Origin of the sequence: Chitinophaga hostae (assembly GCF_018224885.1) — a bacterium.
In the GTDB taxonomy this organism is placed as follows: Bacteria; Bacteroidota; Bacteroidia; order Chitinophagales; family Chitinophagaceae; genus Chitinophaga; species Chitinophaga hostae.
The window spans coordinates 304,134-327,034 of the sequence record NZ_JAGTXB010000003.1 but is presented as its reverse complement, the minus strand read 5'-3'; the positions used below and the strand labels follow the sequence as shown (position 1 = coordinate 327,034).

Here is a 22,901-nt window from a genome sequence, read left to right as displayed (position 1 = left end):
CACTAAATTTTCGGTTTAGAATAAAGCATTTACAGTAAGCGATAGCTGCCTGGAGAAAGGATAGGTGGTTCCTCTTTCGCGGCGCACGGTAGACAGGTAAAAGAGGTCGGCCATGTTGGCGGAGAAAGACAACGCCTGCATTTTTAGTTTTTTCGCGAATGAGCTTTTTACGTCATACTGAAAATTGGCATTCTGCATGGTGAGTGTCTTTTCGTCCTGCACAAAGCGGGAAGTCCTGTTGGTAGCAGCTGTTACCAGCAATCCTTTGAAAGCGGCATTGTCTCCCGGTTTTTGCCAGCGATTGTCGTATACACGGGCATCTACATTGTAACGGTAATCTGCATTCTCCACTTTGTTGATCAGTGTTTGGTTGTATAGCTGGCCACCGAAGCGGTAACCGAAAGACAGGTTCATGGAGAAATTCTTATACCGCACCAATGTGCTGAAGTTGCCGAAGTAAGCCGGTTCGCTGATGCCGCTGGCGCGCAGATCCAGGGAGTTCCAGAGGTAGGTGGGCTCCCCGTTCCTGTTTAGATATAGTTCCTTTCCGGTGCTGGGATCTATACCCAGCGAAGGCACTACCCAGATGGTGTTGGTGGAATACCCTTCTTTGTAAAGCATACCTGGTACTGCGCCTGTTGCATTCTCACTGCTTTTCTGTGCCGTTTTCAGCGCTTCGGAGATCATCAGGATCTTGTTCCTGTTATGTACCAGTGCGCCGCTGATGCTCCAGGTGAACGCTTTCCGCAGGTTGCGTATAACAAAGGCGGTAGCTTTTACCTCAAATCCGCAGTTCTCAAGCTTGCCGATGTTCTCAATATAATTGGGGAAGCCGCTGGATGCAGGAAGGTCTACGGATGATATAAGACCATTGGTTGTTTCGATGTAATAGTCAGCAACAAGACTCAGGCGGCGGTTGAAAAGGTCGGCTTCAAGACCTGCATCGTAGTTCATTTTCTGTTGCCATTTCAGCGACTCGTTGCCGAGGCCCATCAGATAGGCGCCTGTCCAGCTGTAATAGCGGTCGTCTGTATAATACCCGTAGGTAGACAGGGCCTGGTAGGCGTTGAAGTTCTGCGAACCGGTAACGCCTATGGAGCCGCGTAGTTTCAGGCGGTTGATGAATGACAGGTGTTTGAACATCGCTTCCTTATGCAGGTTCCAGCCGAGGCCCGCAGACCAGAAAGGCGCGAAGCGATTGAGCTTTCCAAACTGGGAAGCGCCGTCTGAACGAAGGGAGAGGTCCATGAAATATCGTTCATCATAAGTATAGTTCACGCTTCCGGTAACTCCTACTGAGCGGGTAAGACTTTCCGCACCACCCGGTTTACCGCCCTGTGCATATTGCAGCGCCATGGAAATAAAGTCAAATTTTGGATTGGTGAAGCCTTCCGCAACAAAGCTGTACCCGGAGGTTCTGGCTTCACGGATGTTATAGTCCAACCCGGCAAATATTGCATGGGCGCCGAGTTGACGGGTATAACTGAGGTTGGCGCTTGCATCATAGCGGAAGCCTTTGTTCACACCGTATTGGTAAGAACCTCTGCGGAGTATGTCTTCCGTGGCAGCAAACGCTGTATGGTCCGCAGGCCGGAAATAATCCGAATCTGAGTTCATTTTGGTGAGGCCCAGTCTTGCCCGGAAGAGGAGGTCGGGCTGTATGCGCCACTCTACGGAAAGGTTGTTGGTGATGTCTGTGGTTTTATATTTCTGAAAAGTATTCAGGGTAGCATCGTACAGCGGGTTGGTGGGCAATGTGTTCCAGCGGTTTCCATAGATATTGGAGCCGGGGTTGCCCAGCAGTTTTATTACGCGGCCATTTTCGTCGTAGGGCGCCCAGTAAGGGTTCATCTTCACGTAATCGGAAAATGAGCCATAGGGAGATTCGGCGCTTTCGCCCAACCCGATGATCAGATTGTTTGTGAAGCGGATGTTCCGGTAATAGTAACTGAGATTGATGGTGCCATTGAATGTACGGCGGGAAGAGCCTTTCATTACACCCTGTATATCGTTCACCTGTGCGGAAATAGAATAACGGAATGCGTTGTCGCCGCCTTCCATTCTTACGTTATGGCGTTGACCGATGCCGGTGCGGACAGGCTTGGACAGCCAATCCGTTTCCACTCCCCGGTTCACTTCACTCATCAGGTAGTTGTAATATTGTTTGAGCGGCACATCATTTTCCGCGCGGGCATTGTCGTATAGTCCTACTTTATATTCCAATTCCAGTTTTTCGCGGGCGTTCAGCACGTGATATGCGGTGAGGTCCGGCATTTCAATATTGACGTCGCCGCGGTACGACAAACGCAGTTTTCCGGGTTGCGGCGCCCTGGTTGTGATGACGATCACGCCATTGGCGCCACGTGAACCGTAGATAGCTGTGGCGGACGCATCTTTCAGCATGGTGATGGAGGCTACTTCGTTCTGGTTAATGTCCAGTAACTTTTGCAGTGAAGATTCGAATCCATCCAGGATCACCAGCGGTGTATTCATCCCCACACGTGTTTCATCCTGCAGTTCATTCACATTGGGCAGACTGGAGTTGCCGCGGATCTGTATTTCCGGTAGCCTGTTTGGATTGGAGCCGAATGTATTGCTCTCCACGATGTTAAAGGAAGGGTCAATGTTGCGCAGGGAAGTGATCAGGTTCCGGTTGCCGAATGCGGCCAGTTGTTCCGCCGTAACAGTAGTAACAGCGCCGGTAAAGCTTTCTTTTTTCCGGTTAAAGATACCGGTCGTCACTACTACTTCATTGATCTGTTGCTGTGATTTGACCAGGACGATATTCAGTGTGCCGGGGCCTGGTACTTTTATTTCACGCAATGCATATCCCTGGCAGCTTACCAGCAAAGTGACGGGGAATGCGTTCACATTCAGCCTGAATCTTCCGTCCGGTGAAGATACGGCGCCCCTGTTGGCTCCCTTCACCGCTACCGTAGCAAAGGGAATAGCGAGGCCTGCTTCATCACGCACGTAGCCGGATATCTCCTGGAAAATTGCGTTAACGGGAGTGAGCGTTTTTTCATTGATCACTACCATTTTGTTAACGATCCTGTATGTAAGCGGTTGGTTGCTCAACAGGATAGCCATTGTTTCCGGCAGGGTGGCATTGCTTACCTGTATATCCTGCGGATGGGATATTCTCAGTACGTGTTCATCCCACATAAATGATAAACCTGTTTGTGCTTCCAGTTTCCCGAATATCTCTTTCAGGGAAGCGTGTTTCAGGTTAAGATTAATCTTTTGTGCAGCGGCTGTACCGGTCTGGAGAGATACGATCAAGAGAAGAATAGCAGCGGCTTTCACGCGCTTTTGCAGTTCCATCAATAGTCCGGCAAGGGCATAGAAATGCCGGACCAAAAACGCAATTAATTGCATACATTTGGGTGGTTTTTGGTTGATAAATAAAACAGAACCTGTATTTAGTTTATTAGCCCGACCTTAATAGCCGCTCCGTGAGTCAGACGGGGCGGTTTTCTTTTTTTAGGCTAATTTCTTTATGGTTGTACGATTTTCTTTATGGTTGTACGATCAGTTTACCGTTTTCTAATTTGCAATTCACGCCATATATATTCAGCGCCTCAATCATATCGGAGAGGTTTACGTCCCTGTCGATAGTACCGCCGAATGAGCGTTTTGGGAGTTCGCCTTTCATGTTCACTTCTATGTCATACCATCTTGATATTTGCCTGAACAATGCCGGCAGATCTGTACTGCTCATCACGAACAGTCCTTTCTTCCATGCGATTGCGTTTTCCGTTTCTGCGTTGTCTTCTATTGTAATGCTGCCATTGTTATCAATATTTGCCTGTTCTCCCGGTTGAAGTACCTGTTGTTTATTGACCCTGATGCTGCCGTGCAGCAGGGTAGTTTTTACCAGTGGTTCATCCGTATAGGCGTTGATGTTAAAGGAGGTACCAAGTACTTCCACTACACCTTTTTCATTGAAGTGTACTGAGAATGGCTTCGTTGCATCTGCGGCTACTTCGAAATACGCTTCGCCGGTGATCCGTACCTCGCGCGTATTGCCGGAGAAAGCCACCGGGTATCGCAGGGATGATGCGGCGTTCAGCCAAACTTTGGTGCCATCAGGCAGCACAACGTTGAATTGCCTGCCTCTTGGCGTGGAGATGGTATTATATGCGGTAACAGCTGCGCTGGTTTCCCTGGCATCATATACAACCTGTCCGTTGTTGAGTACTACATTGGTGCCTGCCTGGCTGGCCACTACGCCGTTCTTCATGCTATCAAGCAGCACAGTGGAACCGTCTGCCAGCATGAGCACTGCTCCCTGTTTCCCTGGTGTAACAGTTGCATTGTGTTTTACCGCAATTGGCGTGCGCTTATGCTGTTCCGTTAACCGGTAGATGCCACCTGCCAGTACGAGCAACCCGATAGCTGCCGCCCAGCGCCAGTAGCGCATCCGTTTTACCGGCGTCTTACGGGGCAGGTCTACTGACTTCACATTATCCAGCAAAGGCAGCAGAGACGGATCAAATTCCAGGTCCATATCAGGTGATCCGGTCAGCTCCATGAATTTTTCCGTGAGGGCTTCCCGTTGACCGGGATCACCCAGGAGGGCATAAAATTCCTGCAAACCAGCTGCATCCAGCTTGTTGTCCAGGAAATCCTGCGTCAGTTTATGTAATCGGGTATTTTCCATGGTGTTCATAGTATATGATCAGGGTAATAATTGTTTTGTCATCATGGGACAAAAAAAATTTTTTACCCGTGCAGCAAAAGGATCAGCATCAGGAGTCCGGAAGTGGTTAGCCGCTCCCTGATAATTGCGAGGGCAGCGCTGAGTGCATTGCGCACATAACCATGGGATAACTGCAGTTTTTCTGCGATCTCCCGTGTGGTTTTTCCTTCCACACGATTCAGGTGGTATATGATTTTCCTTTGCGGAGGAAGGGATTCAATGGCTTCATGTACGAGCCGGCGGATTTCCTTCAGTTCAAGGGTACTGGTGTTATCAACAGGGCTCTGTGCTATTTGGATGGCCTCCAGCCGTTTATCGTTTGCCGCAATCCGCTGCAGCGCAAGCAGGCTTTGGTTGATGGTAATTTTCCGCAGCCAGGCGCCCAGGTGCTGTACTTTGTCGAGCTTATCCCGGTGAAGCCATACTTTGATGAATACTTCCTGTACCACTTCCTGCCGGGCATACTCACTCTTCACTATCTTCATGGCGATAGCGGCAAGCGGGGTGGCCCATGTTATAAATAAGGAGGAAAAAGCCTGCTCGTCACCTTCTGCTATGCGGAGTAGGAGCGCGGTTTCATCTGTATGTAAAGATTCTGGCGGCACTTCTGGCTTGTTTAAGATTTTGGCAGTTCATTTCAGCAAAATATAGCAACCTGAATTGAACGCCACAGCAGATCCTGGTTGTTTTTCTTGCTTGTCATTGCGTCTTCTAAAAAGTGAGGCATAGTGATCATTGTTCTCCTTGTAAATCAGTCAGCCAACGAACTTGGTTCTCATGGTTTGTTGCCGGCCAATCCAAACTTATTGATCGGTTCTTGCTAATGTCCTCTCTTAAATCACTAAATATGTTCTTACGCGATGTCTTAAAAAAGGCGAAAATAACAAGTAATTGATTTAATTGATTAAAATTATTAAATAAAATTAATGCCGGAAAGCGGTAGGCGGCTGTGAGCGCATTGTCCCCGGGAATTAGCGCTTGGGGTTATTAACCAAAGGGTTTGGCTGAGATTTCGTAAATGTTTCTTTGGAATTGTGTCCGCAAGAGTCACCCTTTTTTACAGTCTGGCTGACGTATATATGAAATCTCCTGCTGATGAGAACACGGACCTTCCTGGTTGTTTTGTTATACTTTATTTCCGGGTTGCCTGCCAGCGCACAGCTGAGTATGGGGCTGGAAACCGGCATGACCCGTAACCATCTTTACACCAGTTTGAATAACCGATCCAATACCGCTTATGAGGCAGTGAATGGCTGGCTGATAGGTGTTCCGGTAACCTATCAATTCAATTCCTGGTTGGGGATACAGGCAGACCCGCTGCTTATGCAGAAGAATTACCGGTTACGAAGAACCGGTTACTATGATGGGGTATATCATCAAAATAATAATTACTACCTGAAGTTGCCGGTGATGGCTCAATTATGCCTGCAATACCACCGGCTGCAACTGTTTCTGCATGCGGGAGGCTATGTTGCCTGGTGGATGGCCGGGCGGATTAAAGGTGTGCAACCGGCTATATTGAATAATGCGGACCCGCTTCCCGCTGATGAGGAACCGGATAATATACTGCAAATGCAACAGGCATACGCATATCATGAGCGGTATACTTTTGATGCGAGGAAAGACAGAAGGATAGAACTGGGAGGGCTTGCCGGGCTTGGAGCAGGCTGGCAGTTACCATCCGGGTATCATCTATTTGTGGAGGTACGGTATTGCTCAGCATGGAATCAACACCAAAAACCATATATGATCCGACAGCCGGCAGCATATAATGAAACACTGATGATAATGACTGGTTGCAGGTTTTATATCGCAAAACGTAAAAGAAATGAAAATGCAGATTAAATATAGCGGATTGGGGCGGCTGATGTTAACCTTACCGGCGCTGTGTTTGACGCTGGCCTGCCATAAAATGAAGGATGAGCCGGCGCCGGACAATACTGCTGATATTACTTTGAGGCAGTCATTTGAATCCTTTTGGGATAATATGAACCGTAACTATCTTTTCTGGGATATAGATACGACTGACTGGGACCTGGTATATGAAAACTATCAACCGCTTTTTGCCGCTCTGGACAAGGGTAATCCCGCTGATGTCAGAAAGGGATATAGTTATTTCAAAGCCATGACGGCCGGCCTCATAGATGGACACTATACCCTGATGGTAAATCACACGATCCCGGGAGTGGAGGATGCTGCTGATATAAGACCGGTTGAAGAACGAAAGAAATTACAGCCCGGTTATCATCCTGTTTATGATTACGGAAATACGGACCTGGTGTACCTGGATAAAGGCTACCGGGAAGCGCTTTATACAACAGCGGACGGTGATGCCTATGTGAGATGCGGTAATATAGGGAAACGGGTATTGTTTCTCCGCTTCAGCCAATGCAATTTAAAAGCGGCTGCAGCACAGCTGTCCACTGGCGTTAAACCGGTTGTTCAGTATTTCTTCGACCAGCTGCACCAGCCAGCTATCAAAGGCATAATAATAGATGTGCGGGCTAATAATGGCGGCAATACTGAAGACCTGGATTTTATTATAGGTAGTATGATCGATACACCTTTGCATTATGGATATACCCGCCTGAAATCGGGTAATGGACGTTTGGATTATACGCCCTGGATAAATGCGGTGATAAGGCCCGGAAGTGAACATGCTGTTAAAATTCCCATCATGGTACTGGCAGATCTTTATTCAAGGAGCGTAGCTGAGCTTATGACGATGGCGGTAGGCGCCCTGCCCAATGGTATGGTGATCGGAGAAACTACGTGGGGAGCTACTTCGCCGTTGGCGCCCAATGAAGCATATAACGGAGGTCCGTTCCAACTGTCTGCCCAACAATTTAATGGAAGTCTTTTTTATAAAGTATATACTTCCTCCGCTATTTTTAAATATAAGGATAACAGGATTTACGAGGATAGTGGATTTCCGCCGGATATCCTGGTAAAGCCTGATCCGGTTGCGTTTCGTAATGGTCGTGATATGCAGTTGGAGAAAGCGGTGAGCTGGATAAATCAATAGCAAAATAGTCTGCCATGGTGAACATGACAGACTATTAGTTGTTCTACTTGGCTATGTTCACTGTATCTTTTTTAACCGGGTAAAGATATTTAAGTGCGATGGTGTCATTTTTCGTAAATGGTCTGTCATTATCACCCATACATGCCAGCATCCAGGATCCGGGATCGCCATTTGCTGTTGCCGGTGTACCCGGAATATTTGCAGCTGGTGAGTAAGAAAACTCATTCCTGCCGTTATAGATATCCCTGATACCATTCCAATCGGCATCAGACCAGTTTACTCCATACAGTTTGTTCATTTGCCGGTTAGTATACTTCGCCAGGTTCTTGAAAAAAGTAGCATTACCATATAAGTTAGGAAGGCAGCTGAAGGTGCGGTCTCCGGCATCAGTGTGGCGCATACCTATTGCATGACCAATTTCGTGGGTGATCACACAGGCAAACAGGCTCAATGCATTACCTGCATAATCTTCTGCTTTCTTAGGATACTCAGTTGATTTCAACTTTATTTCGCTGCCTGGTTTTTTGTTAGCACCAGGAAAAACAGATTGCCCCAAAGTGGATGGGTCGGGAAAAACATAGGGTACCAGGTTGATCTCGGCCGTTGAGTCCTGCGGCACCCGTATGAAAGTAAGTTTGAGTTTAACACCGTTATAGCGGGCGATTGCATTATCGAGGGCCGCAATCCACCCGGTATAGGTACTGTCGTTTACTTTTAACCGGATGGTGTCATAGTTTTCTACGATGTCGTCAGTCATATACTGGCCTGTTATTTTCCGGGGATCACGTAAGGATGCATTGCTCACAAATATGTCTCCTTCCACCAGGTAACCATCTGTTGTTTTAACAGTGAAAGAAGGATCAAACCCGGCGCCAACGAGTTTTATCACATCTGTAATGCTTAATCCGTTGAGCTTCCCGGTAGGGTCATCCTGGGATTTGCTAGCGGAGTCATTTTTTTTGCAGGCGGATAGTACTGCAATGCCTAGCAGCAATGCACAAACGAGTTTTCTGATTTTCATAATTCTGATTTTGGTTTTGGGTAAAAACGGTTTTCTTACTTATGACAGGTTACCCCTGCAAAAGGGTGACCCGGTTTTTATTTTTTTTACAGGAGCCGTGGCAAGGGCCAGAAACAGCTTTCAGATGCAAGAAATTCGTATTATATTGTTTGTCATCATCTACATAATAACAGCCAAATGAAAAGCATCGGGTTCATTGCATCATTGCTCTTTACCATTTCATCCTCCGCCCAGGAGTCCGGTTCAGGAAAGGTACCCGGCGTAGTCATTCAGCATGTTTTCGCGACAGAGAAATTATATATCGGTTCTCCGAGTATTTGTATACTGCCCAATGGAAATTACCTGGCCAGTCACGAATATTTCGGCCCTAACCGCAGCGGCAAGAGCAGGGTCCAGGTATTCAACTCCGGCAACCGGGGGAAATCCTGGGAAAAAATAGCCGAAATTAATGGCCAGGAGTGGTCCGTATTATTTGTGCACAAGAAGGATGTATTTATTATCGGACCAGAAACTGCCGGTGGCGATGTTGTTATACGCAGATCATCCGATGGCGGCCATTCCTGGACCCAACCGGATACCGAACAACAGGGAAGACTCCTTAAGGGCAGGTTTCATTCGGCGCCAACACCAGTGCTTATTTACAAGAACCGCATATGGAAAGCGCTGGAGGATCTCAATGGCCCCGGGGGCTGGGGGCCCGGTTTTCGCTCTTTTATTATTTCTGCACCGGTAGATGCGGACCTGCTTAATGCGGAGAGCTGGACTGTGTCCAATACGCTTGGATATGACTCCACCTATCTGGATGGTAAATTTGGAGGCTGGCTGGAAGGCAACGCTGTGCCTGCCCCGGATGGCCATGTGGCAACGGTGTTACGAACCGACTACCGCGTAAACGGAAACGAGAAAGCTGCTATTATCAACGTCAACGACGATGGCAGCCAGATATCGTTTACACCAGCCGCCGGGTTCATTGACTTCCCTGGCGCGTGTAAAAAATTTTCCATAAGATATGATCCGGTGAGCAACCGTTACTGGACCATCAGCAACTACGTGCCGCAGGCATTCAGGGGCGGGAATCCTGAAAGGACCAGGAACACTGCCGCGTTAATGTCATCATCTGACCTGAAAACGTGGAAGGTTTGTGGTATTGTGCTGCATCATCCCGATGTGGAGAAGCACGGTTTTCAATATTTCGATTTTCAGTTTGACAATAAGGACATTATCGCGGTATCAAGAACTGCATTTGATGATAAAGATGGTGGCGCGGATAATCAGCATAATGCCAATTACCTTACATTTCACCGGATCAGGAACTTCAGGAGCTATGTAACGCCTGAAGAATGGCGGCAGCTGCTGCCATGAACGATATAGCCGTAAACAGGGGTATTTCTAAAATTGGTATGTTTGTAAGTATGATTTTCAGAACTGCAAAACTTTCAGATATTAAGCAGATCCAGGTAGTAAGACACCTGGTGAAAGAAAATACCCTGAGTAATCCCGACCTGGTGCCGGATAAAGATGTTGCTTATTATATTTCTGAAAAAGGAAAAGGGTGGGTTTGCGAGATAGACGGCCGGATTGCAGGTTTCTCTATTGTAGACCTTCGGGAAAGAAGTGTATGGGCATTGTTCGTAGACCCTGCCTTTGCGGAAAAGGGAATTGGAAAAGAGTTACATCGACTCATGATAGATTGGTACTTTCAGCAAACCAAAGAAAAGTTGGTGTTGGGAACGGCGCCTAATACACGAGCAGAGCGATTCTATATGCTACAGGGATGGAACCTGGTTGGCAGGTATGCCAACGGCGAAAGTAAGTTTGAATTGAATTATGCCGACTGGGTTAACAGAGATGATTTAAGATAACTCACAACTGGTTATGAACTTGTATATTCACCTATTTCTTTGTCTTCATCACTTCATTATAAGCAGATAATAAAGCCTCCAGTACCAGTTCCCTCGCTACCTTGCTGAGTACAAAAGTAGTGGCTCCTTTTTCGCCCCATTTGTTGGGTACCGGGTAAATATGTTCCTTATCCATTTTGCAGAACAGGGACTGCTCCTGTGGCGTAAGAAAAATATTGGCGGTATTGTCCTGCTCCAGGTAGCTGGCGAACATCCGCCTGCCGGTTACTTTAAAACCGGTTCGTTCAAAATGCGGCTGCTGCCCGGTTCCTGGAAAAGAAAGCGCCATTTCTGTAAATGCTTTTCCGGTGATCATGCTAAACGTGTTTGTTGGATAGTACTGCAAATATACCGGTGATTTCGGTAACCTGGAGATCCCGCATTTGCATCGCCGGAATTTTACAGAATCTGAAGTACACTGCCGTTCAGCTGGTATTTGATGTCGGTGGTTTTTGACAGGTTATCCATAAATTCCGGCAGCCCGTCTTTTTTGGTGAGCACGCCACTCACGTTCATATTCTCCACACCAGCCGTATTGAATTGTACGGTTACATCAAACAGGCGCCTGATCACCATGGCAATTTCCTTTAACGTAGTATTCCTGAAATAGTATTTCCCTTCCATCCAGGCAAGCGTATTCCTTGCATTAAACGCATCCACCCTGAAACCATTGTTCTGTTGGGAATTGTAGGTGGCTTCATAACCTGGCGACAGCTGCACACTTTGGTTACCGGTTTTACTTTTCAGTGCAACTTTACCCGAAGAAAGCGAGAGCCGGGGACTATTACTGCTGTAGGTGTTGATATTAAATGCCGTGCCAAGCACATTAACAGAAAACTGGCCTGTGTGTACAATAAAAGGCCGGTTGATATCTTTGCTGACAGAAAAATAGGCTTCCCCATTTACAAATACTTCACGCGTAGGACCGTTGAAGGATACCGGGAACCTGATCTCGGACATGGCATTCAGCCATATTTCCGTACTGTCCGGCAGGGTAAGTTTATAGTCTTTTCCGGCGGGCACTTGTAAGAGGTTCATGGCCATGGGTGCATTGGCGTCGGCGGATTCATACTGCAGGCTTTTGGGCGATACCCGCATCTGCGCGGCGCCGATGTTGAGCAGCGCTGATTGTGCCGTATCGGAAAGAACGATGGTTTGCCCGTTGGCCATCTGCAGTATAACATTATTGGCTGTTGCCGCCGGCTTTACGCCCGCAAGGGGATGGGGTTGTTGTTCCCGGGAAAGGAACAGGTACAAAGCGCTGCCAAGCAGCAGCAACAAACCAGCTGCTGCTCCCCGGTATAATACCCGCATGTGGCGGATATTGCCTTTTTGAAACAGGTGTTTTCGTTTTTCCCACAGCTGTGTTTCATCCAGTTGACGGAGGTATTGCTTTGCCGCGGGGGTGTGGAGTTGCTCTTGCATACGGCTGAACGCATCTTTCAATGCAGGATCGGCGGCCATAAGCCGCCGGAGCGTATGGTCGTCTTCCGGGGAAATCATCCCGGTCAGCTTTTCCAGCATTAATTGATCAGTATGTTGCTTATCAGAGGTCATTGATAGTAAACTTAATGAGAGAGGTGAACGCTTGCAGTACATTTCATTCCGACACTGGCGGGAGCAGTTTGTTGCGCAGTGTTTTAACAGCTATTTTAAGATGGGTTTTCAGTGAATTGATGCTGATCCCCATATTGTCGGCCACTTCATGATATTTTTTTTGTTGCATGTACACCAACGTAAATGCCCGCTGACGCTGGGCCGGCAGCTCGCTCAATAATTCATGGAGCTGCCGGTGAAGTTGCTCCTGTGCGTTCCACCGATCTTCCATGTCCCTTTCCTTAAGAATATTTGACTCGTACATGCCGGAATGCGTCACCGTTTCAGCGTATTTCTCAATCTTTTTCAGCGCCCTTTGTTTCACCTTATGATAGTCGTTTACCTGGTTGCGGACAGCCGTAAGCAGGTAACTTTTAAGACAGCCGTTTATATTGCGGTACAATTTCTTTTCCCACATACCACTCAATACTAACTGCACAAGATCGTCTGCCGCCACCGGATCGTTGGTGCCGAGATAGGCTTTTGTCCACATTAACCGGTAATATTTTTTAAAAATAAACTCGAAAGCATCACCGGTGTTGCCAGTTTTTAATAATGCAAGTATGACTTCATCTCCCGGGTGTTCAGGCATAAAAATACTTTTTAGACTGGTTGATTAGATAACGCGGATAATATTCATCAGGGACATTGAAGTTAAATATAGGGTGTTTGTCTGATAAAATGTTAGTTTGACAATTATTAATTTTTTTAAGCAAGCGGGATACGGGTTTTTCATTCACCCATTTTTTAAATGTGTCGTCTTAATAGAGTGCGCCATAAAAACCAGCACTTATAGTTACCACGTTACAGTCATTGTCAACCAAACAAGGAAAATGAAAAGAAGTATCCCGTTATTGAAGACTGGCCGGCGTTTTATTGCCGGTTCCAGGGTATGTATCACCATTATTTTGCTCATTTTTTTAAATGTTAATGCGCGAAGTCAAAGTACTCCTGTATCCACGGTGACCGTCAAAGGAAATAATATGACGCTGGAAGGCATTTTCCAGGCGATTGAAAAACAAACAGACCTCACTTTTTTTTACAGCGACGACCTGTTGAAAAGCGAAGTAGTCAGCGGCCCCATTGAGTATACCAATGCCAGGGTGACCACGGTGCTGAACGAGGTCCTGAAAGGCAGAAGTTTGTTGTATGAGTTAAAGAAAAATGTGGTGTTGATAAAACGGGGCACGAAAGCCGTGGCCGATAATACTGGTCAGGCAGAGAAACAACATTCCGGCGCAGCACAGGAGCGGCAGATAGCGGGACTGGTGCTGGCGGAAGATACCCGTACCCCGCTACCGATGGCAACGGTAATGCTTAAAGGCACCACCACCGGCGCTAAAACAGACCAGGATGGCCGTTTTAAGTTGAAAATTACGGGAGACAATAAAATACTGGTGGTGCAGTATGTGGGTTATATGTCGAAAGAAATACCCGTTAAAAGTAGTCCCGGTGATTATGAGATATTGCTTTCCCCCAGGGATAACACCATCAAAGATGTGGTGGTGGTCGCTTACGGCACCCAGAAAAAATCCAGTATGGTCAGTTCTATTACCGCTATTGAGCCCAAGGAACTCAAAGGACCTACCGGTAACCTTACCACCATGCTGGCCGGCAGGATACCGGGAGTGATCTCTTACCAGCGAAGCGGAGAACCCGGTGCCGACAATGCACAGTTTTTTGTCAGAGGCGTGGGAACCTTCGGCGCCGGAAAAGTAGACCCGCTGATTTTAATTGATAATATAGAATCATCCTCCAGGGATCTTGCCAGGCTGCAACCGGATGATATCGCGGGTTTTTCTGTATTGAAAGACGCTACGGCCTCTTCGCTGTATGGGGCCAGGGGCGCCAACGGCGTGATACTGGTAACTACCAAAACGGGTAACCTGGGAAAAATGCGTTTTAATTTCCGCATGGAGAATTCCACATCTGCCAATACCCAAAATTTTAAACTGGCAGATAATATTACTTATATGAAACTCGCCAACGAGGCGGTGCTGACGAGAAACCCGCTGGGAGTATTGCCATACTCACAAAATAAAATTGATCATACCGCCGCGGGAGATGATCCGTTATTGTATCCTAATAACAACTGGATACAGCAGCTAATAAAAGACCGCACCACCAACCAACGTTTTAATATCAATGCCAGCGGAGGTTCTGACAAGGCAAAGTATTACCTGGCAATGACCTATAATATTGATAATGGTATCCTCAAAGAAAATAAGCTGAATAACTTCAGCAATAATATCAAGCTCCGTTCATATTCCATTTTATCAAACGTTACTTTAAATCTTACCAAAACAACGGAAGCATTGGTAAGTCTCAAAGGACAGTTCGATGATTACAATGGCCCTATTGGCGGCGGCGCCGCTACTTTTAACAACGCTATCTGGAGTAACCCGGTGGCATTTCCGGCAGTGTACCCGTCGAACCTCTTGCCCTATGCCAAACATCCGCTGTTTGGGAATGCCCTGATACCAGGCGGCGGCGGGTTATATGTAAACCCTTATGCCCGTTCGCTTTCCGGGTTCCAGGCCACTAATACCAGCACGCTGACGGCGCAGCTTAGTTTGCGGCAGGATCTGCAGGCGGTTACTCCGGGGCTTTCTGCCAGGATGATGGCGTATACCGGGCGTTATGCGAATTTTGCGGTATCGCGCCAATACAATCCCTATTACTACCGCTCAGGTGCTGTAGATGGAAAATTTACCGGCTTAAGCCTGATCAACGACGGGGGCGTTGGCAGCGTTGGTGATATACCCACAGAGTACCTCACCTATGCACCCGGCGATAAAAATGTGAATACTACCACCTATGCCGAAGTAGCTGTAAACTATTCGAGGATCTTCGATAATGTGCATAACGTAGGAGGCATGGTAATAGGTACCATCAGGAATTATCTTACCGGAAATGCCTCCAGTTTGCAGCTTTCTTTGCCGGCCCGCAACCAGGGCATATCCGGCAGGTTTACCTACGGATACGATAACCGCTACCTCTTCGAGTTTAACTTTGGATATAACGGCTCAGAAAGATTTGCCGCCAACCACCGCTTTGGCTTTTTCCCCTCAGTAGGAGGAGGCTGGATTGTATCGAATGAAAAATTCTTTAAGCCACTGGCTAATACTATTGACCAGCTGAAGTTTCGGTTTACTTACGGCCTGGTGGGCAACGACCAGATCGGCAGCGCCACCGACCGGTTTTTCTATCTCTCAGATGTTAATCTAAATGGCGGCGCAACAGGATACTTCGGTACCAATTTTACCTATAACCGGCCCACCGTAGCGATTAACCGTTATGAAAACCGCGATATCACCTGGGAGCTGTCGAAGCAAACCAACATCGGGATGGACCTTACAATATTTAAGGATTTTACCATCACAGTAGATGCCTATGAGCAAAAACGTACCAATATCCTCATGGTGAGGGGCACCGTACCCAGCTCTATGGGATTGCAGGCCAATATTTCTTCCAATGCCGGGAAGGCATTTAGCAGGGGAATTGACCTGGTGGCCGACTACCGCAAAACATTTAATAATTCGCTGTGGATACAGGCACGCGGTACTTTTACCTATGCTAAAAGTAAACTGCTGGTAAACGAAGAACCACAGTATGCAGAAAATAACCGGAACTTATCTAAAGTAGGAAACTCGCTGGGCCAGATCTATGGCCTGATTGCAGAGAAACTGTTTGTGGACCAGGCGGAAGTAAATAATTCTCCCCTGCAATATGGCAGTATCATGGGCGGGGATATTAAATACCGTGATGTTAACGGAGATGGAAAAATTACCGATGCCGACTATGTTCCAATCGGATTCCCATACACGCCGGAAATTATCTATGGTGCCGGTTTTTCCATAGGATATAAAAATTTTGATCTGAGCACTTTTTTCCAGGGATCCGCCAGGTCTTCTTTTATTATTAACGCCGCCAACACCACGCCTTTTTACCTGAACGGAGGATACCAGAACGGGTTGCTGCAGGTGATTGCAGATAGCCACTGGTCGGAAGACAACCGCAACTCCTATGCTTTCTGGCCCCGCTTAAGCAATACTATCTCAGAAAATAATACGCAAACATCTACCTGGTGGTTACGGGATGGTTCGTTTTTACGCATGAAATCAGCTGAGATCGGGTATAACATTACCGGTTCGTTGCTGAAGAAATTACGCCTGAGCAGCGGGCGGATTTATGCCAACGGCCTGAATTTGTTTAGCATCAGCGCCTTTAAGCTATGGGATCCTGAGATGGGCGCGTCCGGACTGGGATACCCTGTTCAGCGGGTTTATAATGTGGGAGTAGCAGTTGGTTTCTAACATTCATAAAGCATTAATCATATGAGCGATAATAAGTTTAAGCGCAAAGGCCTTGCCGGTATACAGGCCCTGCATCGTGTAATATATTACATCACCTGTTTGCTCATCATCGGCGGAACCGCCTGTAAAAAGCCTTTCCTGGATGTAGTACCGGATAATGTGGCCACCATCGATAATGCCTTTACTTCCAAAACGGAAGCTGAAAAATATTTATTCTCCTGTTATGCCTACATTCCTGTTAACTACGATCCCACTTACAACGTGGGACTTTCCGCCAGCGATGAGGTATTTGTGCTGGACCCCACTAATAATATCAGGTCTACCAATGTACTAAGACTGAATTATGGAGATCAGAATACGTCAAATCCCATCTCCAACTACATGACCGGCGACAGGGATGGTGTGGCCTGCTATAAGGCTATCAGGGATTGTAATATTTTTCTCGAAAATGTAGGCAATGCCGGTAAGGTGGCAGATCTCGACATCGACACCAGGAACAGGTGGATGGCGGAAGTTACCTTTCTGAAAGCCTACTATCATTTTATTATGTTCAGGGCCTATGGACCTATACCGGTGATTGACAAGAACCTGCCCATCAGTGCATCTATCAACGAAATGTATGTTAAACGGCAGCCGGTAGATTCGGTGGTAAATTATATCGCCGGCCTGCTGGATGCCGCAGCGGTAAACCTGCCGCTGAGCATCGCCAATATTGCTTCTGAATCGGGGCGTATCACCAAACCGGCTGCACTGAGCTTAAAGGCCAAATTGCTGGTAACAGCTGCCAGCCCGTTATTTAACGGGAACTCCGACTATGGCGCTTTTAAAAATAAGGACGGCGCACAACTTTTTAATACTGCTTTCAGCGCTGCAAAATGGCAACGGGCGGCAGATGCGTGTAAAGCAGCGATAGATCTCTGCGATGCGCAGGGAATCCGTTTGTATACTTTCCCGGCGCAAACGATACCGCTAAGCGATACTACTATGACGCAGATGAGTATCCGCAATTCCATGAGCGAGCCCTGGAACAGTGAGCTGGTATGGGGTTCTACCAGTGGCGTTACCTGGGGATGCACATTCCTGCAACGCTGTGGTATAGGGCAGTTTGATTTTACAAATGCCGTGGCATCAAAAACAGGAGGCCATCCCTTGTTGGGGCCTACTATTAAGATGGCTAAAATGTTTTATACGCAAAATGGTGTTCCCATCGATGAAGATAAAACACTCGATTTTTCAAATATCGCTGCACTCCGTGTTGCTACGCATGCAGAAAGGTTTAACATCAAAGAAGGCGAAACAACTGCCCGCTTAAATTTTGACCGGGAGCCAAGATATTATGCCGATATGGGATTCGACAGGGGCGTTTGGTATATGGCCAACAGCCCGTCGAAAAGTGATGAAAACACTTTCTGGCTGATGGCCCGCGGCAGTGAACTGAGCCAGTCGTCGCCGGTGCCTATTGCAGGATTTTATATGAAGAAAGTAGTGAACTGGCACATGGACTGGAATACGGTTACCTACCCGTCTTATCCCTATCCTGAAATACGCCTGGCTGATCTGTACCTGCTTTATGCAGAAGCATTGAATGAAGTACAGGGGCCCAATGCAACCGTATACGATTATGTTAACAGGATAAGGGCCAGGGCCGGTTTGAAAACGGTACAAAGCGCATGGGCCACGTACAGCCGGAATCCTTCCAAATATACCACCAAAGAAGGGATGCGATCTATTATCCAGCGGGAAAGAGCTATTGAGCTTTGTTTCGAAGGTCATCGTTATTGGGATCTGTTACGCTGGAAAACAGCCAGCCAGGAGCTCAGCGGAAATATTACCGGTTGGGTAGTAAACGGTCGCACCGCAGAACTATACTACCGGGAAATTTCTTTTCTCTCCAGGCATTTTGTTGCGCCCCGTGATTATCTGTGGCCAATAAAAGAAAGCGACCTGCTGGCGAACCCCAACCTGGTGCAAAACCCTAACTGGTAAACTGCACTGCGTGCGGATGTTTTAACCTTAAATGATTAACAAGTGAAAACAATCAAATCAGGTACGATCTTATATACAGCGTTTTCGCTGATGTTGGTATCAGGCTGTAAAAGAGACGAGCTAAATAAAGCCATGGCTACCAATAGCAATCCTCCCGGTGTGGTAACAGGGGTAACCGTTGTAAACGCAAATGGTAAATCTGTACTTACTTACTCGCTGCCTTCCGATGCGGATCTTTCTTATGTAAAAGCGGTATATGAAACTTCTCCGGGCCATCCTGCGGAGGTAAAGGCTTCTCATTATCAAAATACATTGACGGTGGATGGCTTCGGAGATACGCTGGCTCACACCATAAAACTATATGCAGTCAACTCCAGCGAGGTATCTTCCCCGGCAGTTACCGTTAGCGTGAATCCTTTAACGCCCGCTATCAACCTGGCTTACAGGTCGCTCATAGTGGAGCCCACCTTCGGCGGGTTCACGCTTACCTGTAATAATCCAACGCTGGAAAACCTCGCGATCATTCCGCTGACAGATACTTCCGGCACAGGAAAATGGGTACAAACAGCCGGAATGGACAATGTTTACAGCAATGATCCTGTGATTAAAAGTGCCGTGAGGCAACAGCCTGCCGTGAAAAGGAATTACGCTTTCGTGGTGAGAGACCGGTGGATGAATTTTTCGGATACACTGATCGTATCACTAACACCATTTTTTGAACAGCTGTTACCTAAATCGGAATGGAGTAATTACGTATTACCAAAAGACGCAGACATTCTGAATAACGGTGGCCGCACCGATGTGCGTTACATCTACGACGGTGATTTCCACCCGGGATGGCCGCGTTGCTTGTTTACCCTCGAGCAGGCTGGCAGTCCGCAAATGGTTACGCTGGACCTGGGCAAGGCGCATATCTTCAGCCGTATGCAGGTGAATCCCTACAAAGAGGTGGGCAACAACTACTATGTAAGGGGCAATGTGAAAGATTTCGAAATATGGGCTTCTAATAACCCCAATCTGAGTGGCAACCTGGATGAGAGCTGGACCAAACTAACGACCTGTCATGTGGTGAAACCATCAGGGTCGCCTTATGCCACAGAAACTGCATCCGACCAAACACTGGCTTACAATGGCTGGCAGTTTGATTTTCCTACTGGGCAAACCGCTTACCGCTATATCAGGATCAGGAGCTTGTCGAACTGGCAGGGGTCTTATTTTATCAATATTGCCGAGTTCACCTTGTGGGGTAACTAGTTATCATCAATCAACGAAATTCAAAAAAATGAAACAACATCAACTCACCGCTTCGGGTATCATACTGGCGCTGGTGTTCCTTATAAGCGCCTGTTCCAAAATGGATGACTACAGGGATAAATATATGGGAAGCGGGGCCATCACCTATCCCGGCAAACTGGATTCTGTAAAGGCGTTTTCCGGTAAAAGCAGGGTGCTGATCACCGGTCTTTTTACTTCTGATCCCAAGATTGCTGCCTACAGGGTATTCTGGAACAGCCGGCAGGATTCCGTTGAAGTAAAGGTAAAAAGAACTGCCGGCGTAGACACCGCCAAGGTGATTATACCGGGTTTGCCGGAAGGATTGATGAATTTTGAGATCAGGACGTACGATGCCGCCGGCCATGTTTCTATCCCGGTGAATACTGCTGCTAACGTATTCGGGCAGTTGTATGAGAGCGCGCTCATTAACCGGGCTATTGCCAACGCAGAGATGCAGCTGGATGGTTCCGCACTGATCAGCTGGGCAGATGTGAATGAAGATGCAGGCGTGATAAACATGCGGATAAAATATGAAGATAATACCGGGAAGATGCATGATACCCTGATCATATCCGGCAATACCGCATTTTCCACGTCGTTGCCTGCTTTTAAAACGGGCAGCGCTGTTAGCTATCGTACAGCCTATTTACCCAATCCAACGGCATTTGATACCTTCTATGTGGCCTTCCAGGAACAGCCCGTAAAAGCGGATGTAACAGGCCAATACATGCAGAATACAGGACCTTTTGTAAGGGCCACCTACGACGGCGGCAGATGGGGTACGCTGGCTGCGCCCTGGATCACCAGCGATAATGTAAAAAATCACGGCGGCTTTGGCGGGTATGTAGCGGATGCCGGCGGCTGCCTGGTAATGGAATCCGGATGGGGCGGAACAGCCAGTATTATCAATGGTAAGATCAGTCAGACGGTTACTTTACCGGCAGGAAATTATATTTTCCTGGTGAACTGCTACACCGAAGCGCTTGACCCGGTTTACGTGGTAGCTGCTGCGGGCAACACATTACCGGATATCAGTAACCTTTCAACTGCAGCAGGATATGTCGCATTTCCAACTACCCGGTTTGCGAATGCAACGGTGCAGTGCCGGTTTACCCTTGCACAACCACAAACTGTTGCATTGGGTTTTGTGGCCACCATGACCTCGGGCAACCAGTACTGGCGTGTGCCTTCGGTTAAACTTATTAAAAACTGATCCTTTTTGTCCTATGCCTGGAGCCTGTGCCGGTAACGGGACAGGCTTTCTAAAAACTTCCATAAGCAAAAGAGGCCATCATCTGATGGCCTCTTTTGCTTATGGAAGCTATTCTGTTTTGATCACCTTTGTTCCCGCAGAAATTCCATGCTCGTTAATGGCTACTATCGAGAAATAGTAAGGCTGCAACTTATCCATTCCCTTAAAATAATACTCGTTGGCGTTATGCACCATGATACAGTTATACAGTTTGTCCGGCGAGGTACCAAAGTAAATGTTATAAGCATATGCATTGTTTACCGGCTGCCACTTGATCCACGCGCTGCGTTTATCTTTTTCGGTGCGCAGTACTATAAACGACTTCACGGTATCGGGTGCGGGGCCGTTGCCGTTTCCAAATACCCGTAGCCCGCTGATCGCGAATTTGCCGCCGGGCATATGTATATTTTCGAGTCGTATATACCGTGCCTTTACCGGTTTTGATAAGGCTACATAATCGTGCGGCACATCGGTTTTATTTTCGCTTTTATCAGCCAGCATCAGCCATTTCTTTCCGTCGGTGGAATAGCGGAGTATATACTGATGATAAATATCCAGCTGTTTCCCCATAAAAGGGGCGTCCTGGTCGGCGTAGTTGATTTGTACCGCGTTTACTGTACTGACGGCGCCCAGATCGGTTTGGATCCACTCGCCTTTGTTACCGGAGGCAGCACTCCAGTAAGTTTTAATGTTTTCGTCTACCGCATTGTTGGGAAGGTAGCCGCCAAGCGTGGATGATACTGTTACCGGCTTATTGTAATTGAGCAGCATCCAGCCGGTGAAGGAAGGATCTGCGCGAAAATCCGTATGCCCGTTCACGTTAGCATCGCGGGAAATGCGGTGCGGATAGTCGCCGAAGGCGGTATTGCAGTACAGCACATCGTCGTGGTCGAAGCCGGCGGGCCATAGTCCCAGTCGTCTTTCAAAACTGTTTTTTACGGATATCACGGTGGTGGATACATGCCACCAGTTACCTTTGGTATCCTGGAAGGTGCTGCCATGGCCTGCGCCGCGGGCAAAGCCGCCCGGCTTAAATGAAAAAGGATTTTGTGCCTGCGGGGTAAAAGGCCCCAGCGGATGATCGCTGACCACCACACCATCGGCATAGCCGCTGAACTCCGTTCCGGGTGCGCCATATTGCAGGTAGTATTTCCCGTTGTGTTTGGTCATCCAGGCGCCTTCTATAAACGGGTCCAGGAAAGTATTATCCATGTACTCCCCAAATCGCTGCCACCCGTAGCGTTCGTGGTTCAACAGGTAGAGTTCTTTCCTGGCGCCTTTGAGCTGCAGCGTTTTCCTGTTTACCTCCCCGCCGTACAGGGGATAGCTGTTGCTGCTGCCGTTGTATTGATACAATCTTCCGTCATCATCTAAAAAGAAATCCGGATCCCATCCACCGGCTGAAAAAGAATCTACTGCAGTTTTCCATTCGTTGCCTTTGGGATTGGTACTCATCCAAACAGGAAAATCGCTGGTATATGTGGAACCAAATACCATCATGGTATCGCCCATTACCCAAACTGCCGGCGCACACAGTTCATCGTATACATGATGCCAGGGCTGCAGGAATTTACGCGAAATAAAATGCCACCGGGTAAGGTCGTTGCTCCACCAGTATCCCCATTGGTTGGTAGAAAAAAGATAGTAATCGCCTTTATAGGTTACTATTACCGGGTCGGCGGTGGCGCGGTGTTTGCCCCATTCCGTAAAATTGGGAATGGGGCAGTAGCCGTAGTCGAGGTTCATCGGGTTACAGTAAGTATCTTGCGCGTATAGCCGTTCCAGTGATAACAGGCTTATTACCAGTAACAGGAAGTATGTTTTCAT

16 protein-coding genes are annotated in these 22,901 nt (G+C 47.6%); 8 read left to right on the top strand and 8 right to left on the bottom strand.

Going from position 1 to position 22,901, the window contains the following annotated elements:
* Positions 1–15 precede the first annotated feature (15 nt).
* The 3 genes from KE626_RS08425 to KE626_RS08415 all read right to left on the bottom strand — a co-directional run bounded on the left by KE626_RS08425 (position 16) and on the right by KE626_RS08415 (position 5,307).
* Entirely contained in the window at positions 16–3,378 is a 3,363-nt protein-coding gene (locus tag KE626_RS08425) for a SusC/RagA family TonB-linked outer membrane protein (protein WP_211972429.1), read from the bottom strand.
* 139 nt (positions 3,379–3,517) lie between these two features.
* On the bottom strand, positions 3,518–4,663 hold the full coding sequence (locus KE626_RS08420; RefSeq protein ID WP_211972428.1) for a FecR family protein: 1,146 nt from the start codon (positions 4,661–4,663) through the stop codon (positions 3,518–3,520).
* A gap of 62 nt (positions 4,664–4,725) precedes the next feature.
* Positions 4,726–5,307, bottom strand: a complete 582-nt coding sequence (locus tag KE626_RS08415) for a sigma-70 family RNA polymerase sigma factor (protein WP_211972427.1) — start codon at positions 5,305–5,307, stop codon at positions 4,726–4,728.
* 490 nt (positions 5,308–5,797) lie between these two features.
* Between KE626_RS08415 and KE626_RS08410 the strand changes: the two genes are divergently transcribed.
* Complete coding sequence (locus KE626_RS08410) at positions 5,798–6,547, top strand: outer membrane beta-barrel protein (RefSeq protein WP_211972426.1); 750 nt, start codon at positions 5,798–5,800, stop codon at positions 6,545–6,547.
* A complete protein-coding gene (locus KE626_RS08405; protein ID WP_211972425.1) occupies positions 6,531–7,727 on the top strand; it encodes a S41 family peptidase in 1,197 nt (398 codons plus the stop codon). The genes KE626_RS08410 and KE626_RS08405 overlap by 17 nt, the downstream gene beginning before the upstream one ends.
* Positions 7,728–7,770: 43 nt before the next feature.
* On the opposite strand, the gene KE626_RS08400 is transcribed toward KE626_RS08405, so the two are convergent.
* Positions 7,771–8,748, bottom strand: a complete 978-nt coding sequence (locus KE626_RS08400; RefSeq protein ID WP_211972424.1) for a M57 family metalloprotease — start codon at positions 8,746–8,748, stop codon at positions 7,771–7,773.
* A 177-nt stretch (positions 8,749–8,925) separates the two neighbouring features.
* Here KE626_RS08400 and KE626_RS08395 point away from each other — a divergent pair, with 177 nt between their 5' ends.
* Together KE626_RS08395 and KE626_RS08390 are read left to right on the top strand one after the other, a co-directional pair.
* Positions 8,926–10,110, top strand: coding sequence for a sialidase family protein (locus KE626_RS08395; protein WP_211972423.1), 1,185 nt, complete (start codon positions 8,926–8,928; stop codon positions 10,108–10,110).
* Complete coding sequence (locus KE626_RS08390; RefSeq protein ID WP_249207358.1) at positions 10,089–10,610, top strand: GNAT family N-acetyltransferase; 522 nt, start codon at positions 10,089–10,091, stop codon at positions 10,608–10,610. Before KE626_RS08395 ends, KE626_RS08390 begins: the two co-directional genes overlap by 22 nt.
* Before the next feature lie 31 nt (positions 10,611–10,641).
* Here the strand turns inward: KE626_RS08390 and KE626_RS08385 are convergent, their stop codons facing one another.
* From KE626_RS08385 to KE626_RS08375, 3 genes are all read right to left on the bottom strand, one after another.
* Positions 10,642–10,965: an MmcQ/YjbR family DNA-binding protein gene (locus KE626_RS08385; protein ID WP_249207357.1), complete on the bottom strand. Its 324-nt coding sequence runs from the start codon at positions 10,963–10,965 to the stop codon at positions 10,642–10,644.
* Positions 10,966–11,048: 83 nt separating this feature from the next.
* Complete coding sequence (locus KE626_RS08380) at positions 11,049–12,206, bottom strand: FecR family protein (protein WP_211972422.1); 1,158 nt, start codon at positions 12,204–12,206, stop codon at positions 11,049–11,051.
* 43 nt (positions 12,207–12,249) lie between these two features.
* Positions 12,250–12,837 (bottom strand): sigma-70 family RNA polymerase sigma factor, encoded by a 588-nt coding sequence (locus KE626_RS08375; RefSeq protein WP_211972421.1) that lies wholly within the window; start codon positions 12,835–12,837, stop codon positions 12,250–12,252.
* Positions 12,838–13,078: 241 nt separating this feature from the next.
* Here KE626_RS08375 and KE626_RS08370 point away from each other — a divergent pair, with 241 nt between their 5' ends.
* From KE626_RS08370 to KE626_RS08355, 4 genes are read left to right on the top strand one after another with little or no spacing between them, the layout of a single operon-like run.
* Positions 13,079–16,561: a SusC/RagA family TonB-linked outer membrane protein gene (locus KE626_RS08370; protein WP_249207356.1), complete on the top strand. Its 3,483-nt coding sequence runs from the start codon at positions 13,079–13,081 to the stop codon at positions 16,559–16,561.
* 21 nt (positions 16,562–16,582) lie between these two features.
* On the top strand, positions 16,583–18,547 hold the full coding sequence (locus KE626_RS08365) for a RagB/SusD family nutrient uptake outer membrane protein (protein ID WP_211972420.1): 1,965 nt from the start codon (positions 16,583–16,585) through the stop codon (positions 18,545–18,547).
* A gap of 42 nt (positions 18,548–18,589) precedes the next feature.
* Positions 18,590–19,801 (top strand): DUF5000 domain-containing lipoprotein, encoded by a 1,212-nt coding sequence (locus KE626_RS08360; protein WP_346344360.1) that lies wholly within the window; start codon positions 18,590–18,592, stop codon positions 19,799–19,801.
* A gap of 28 nt (positions 19,802–19,829) precedes the next feature.
* The gene (locus KE626_RS08355; RefSeq protein WP_211972419.1) at positions 19,830–21,035 is read left to right on the top strand and encodes a DUF4998 domain-containing protein; all 1,206 of its coding nucleotides are present in this window, start codon (positions 19,830–19,832) and stop codon (positions 21,033–21,035) included.
* Positions 21,036–21,143: 108 nt separating this feature from the next.
* On the opposite strand, the gene KE626_RS08350 is transcribed toward KE626_RS08355, so the two are convergent.
* Positions 21,144–22,901, bottom strand: a complete 1,758-nt coding sequence (locus tag KE626_RS08350) for a family 43 glycosylhydrolase (protein ID WP_211972418.1) — start codon at positions 22,899–22,901, stop codon at positions 21,144–21,146.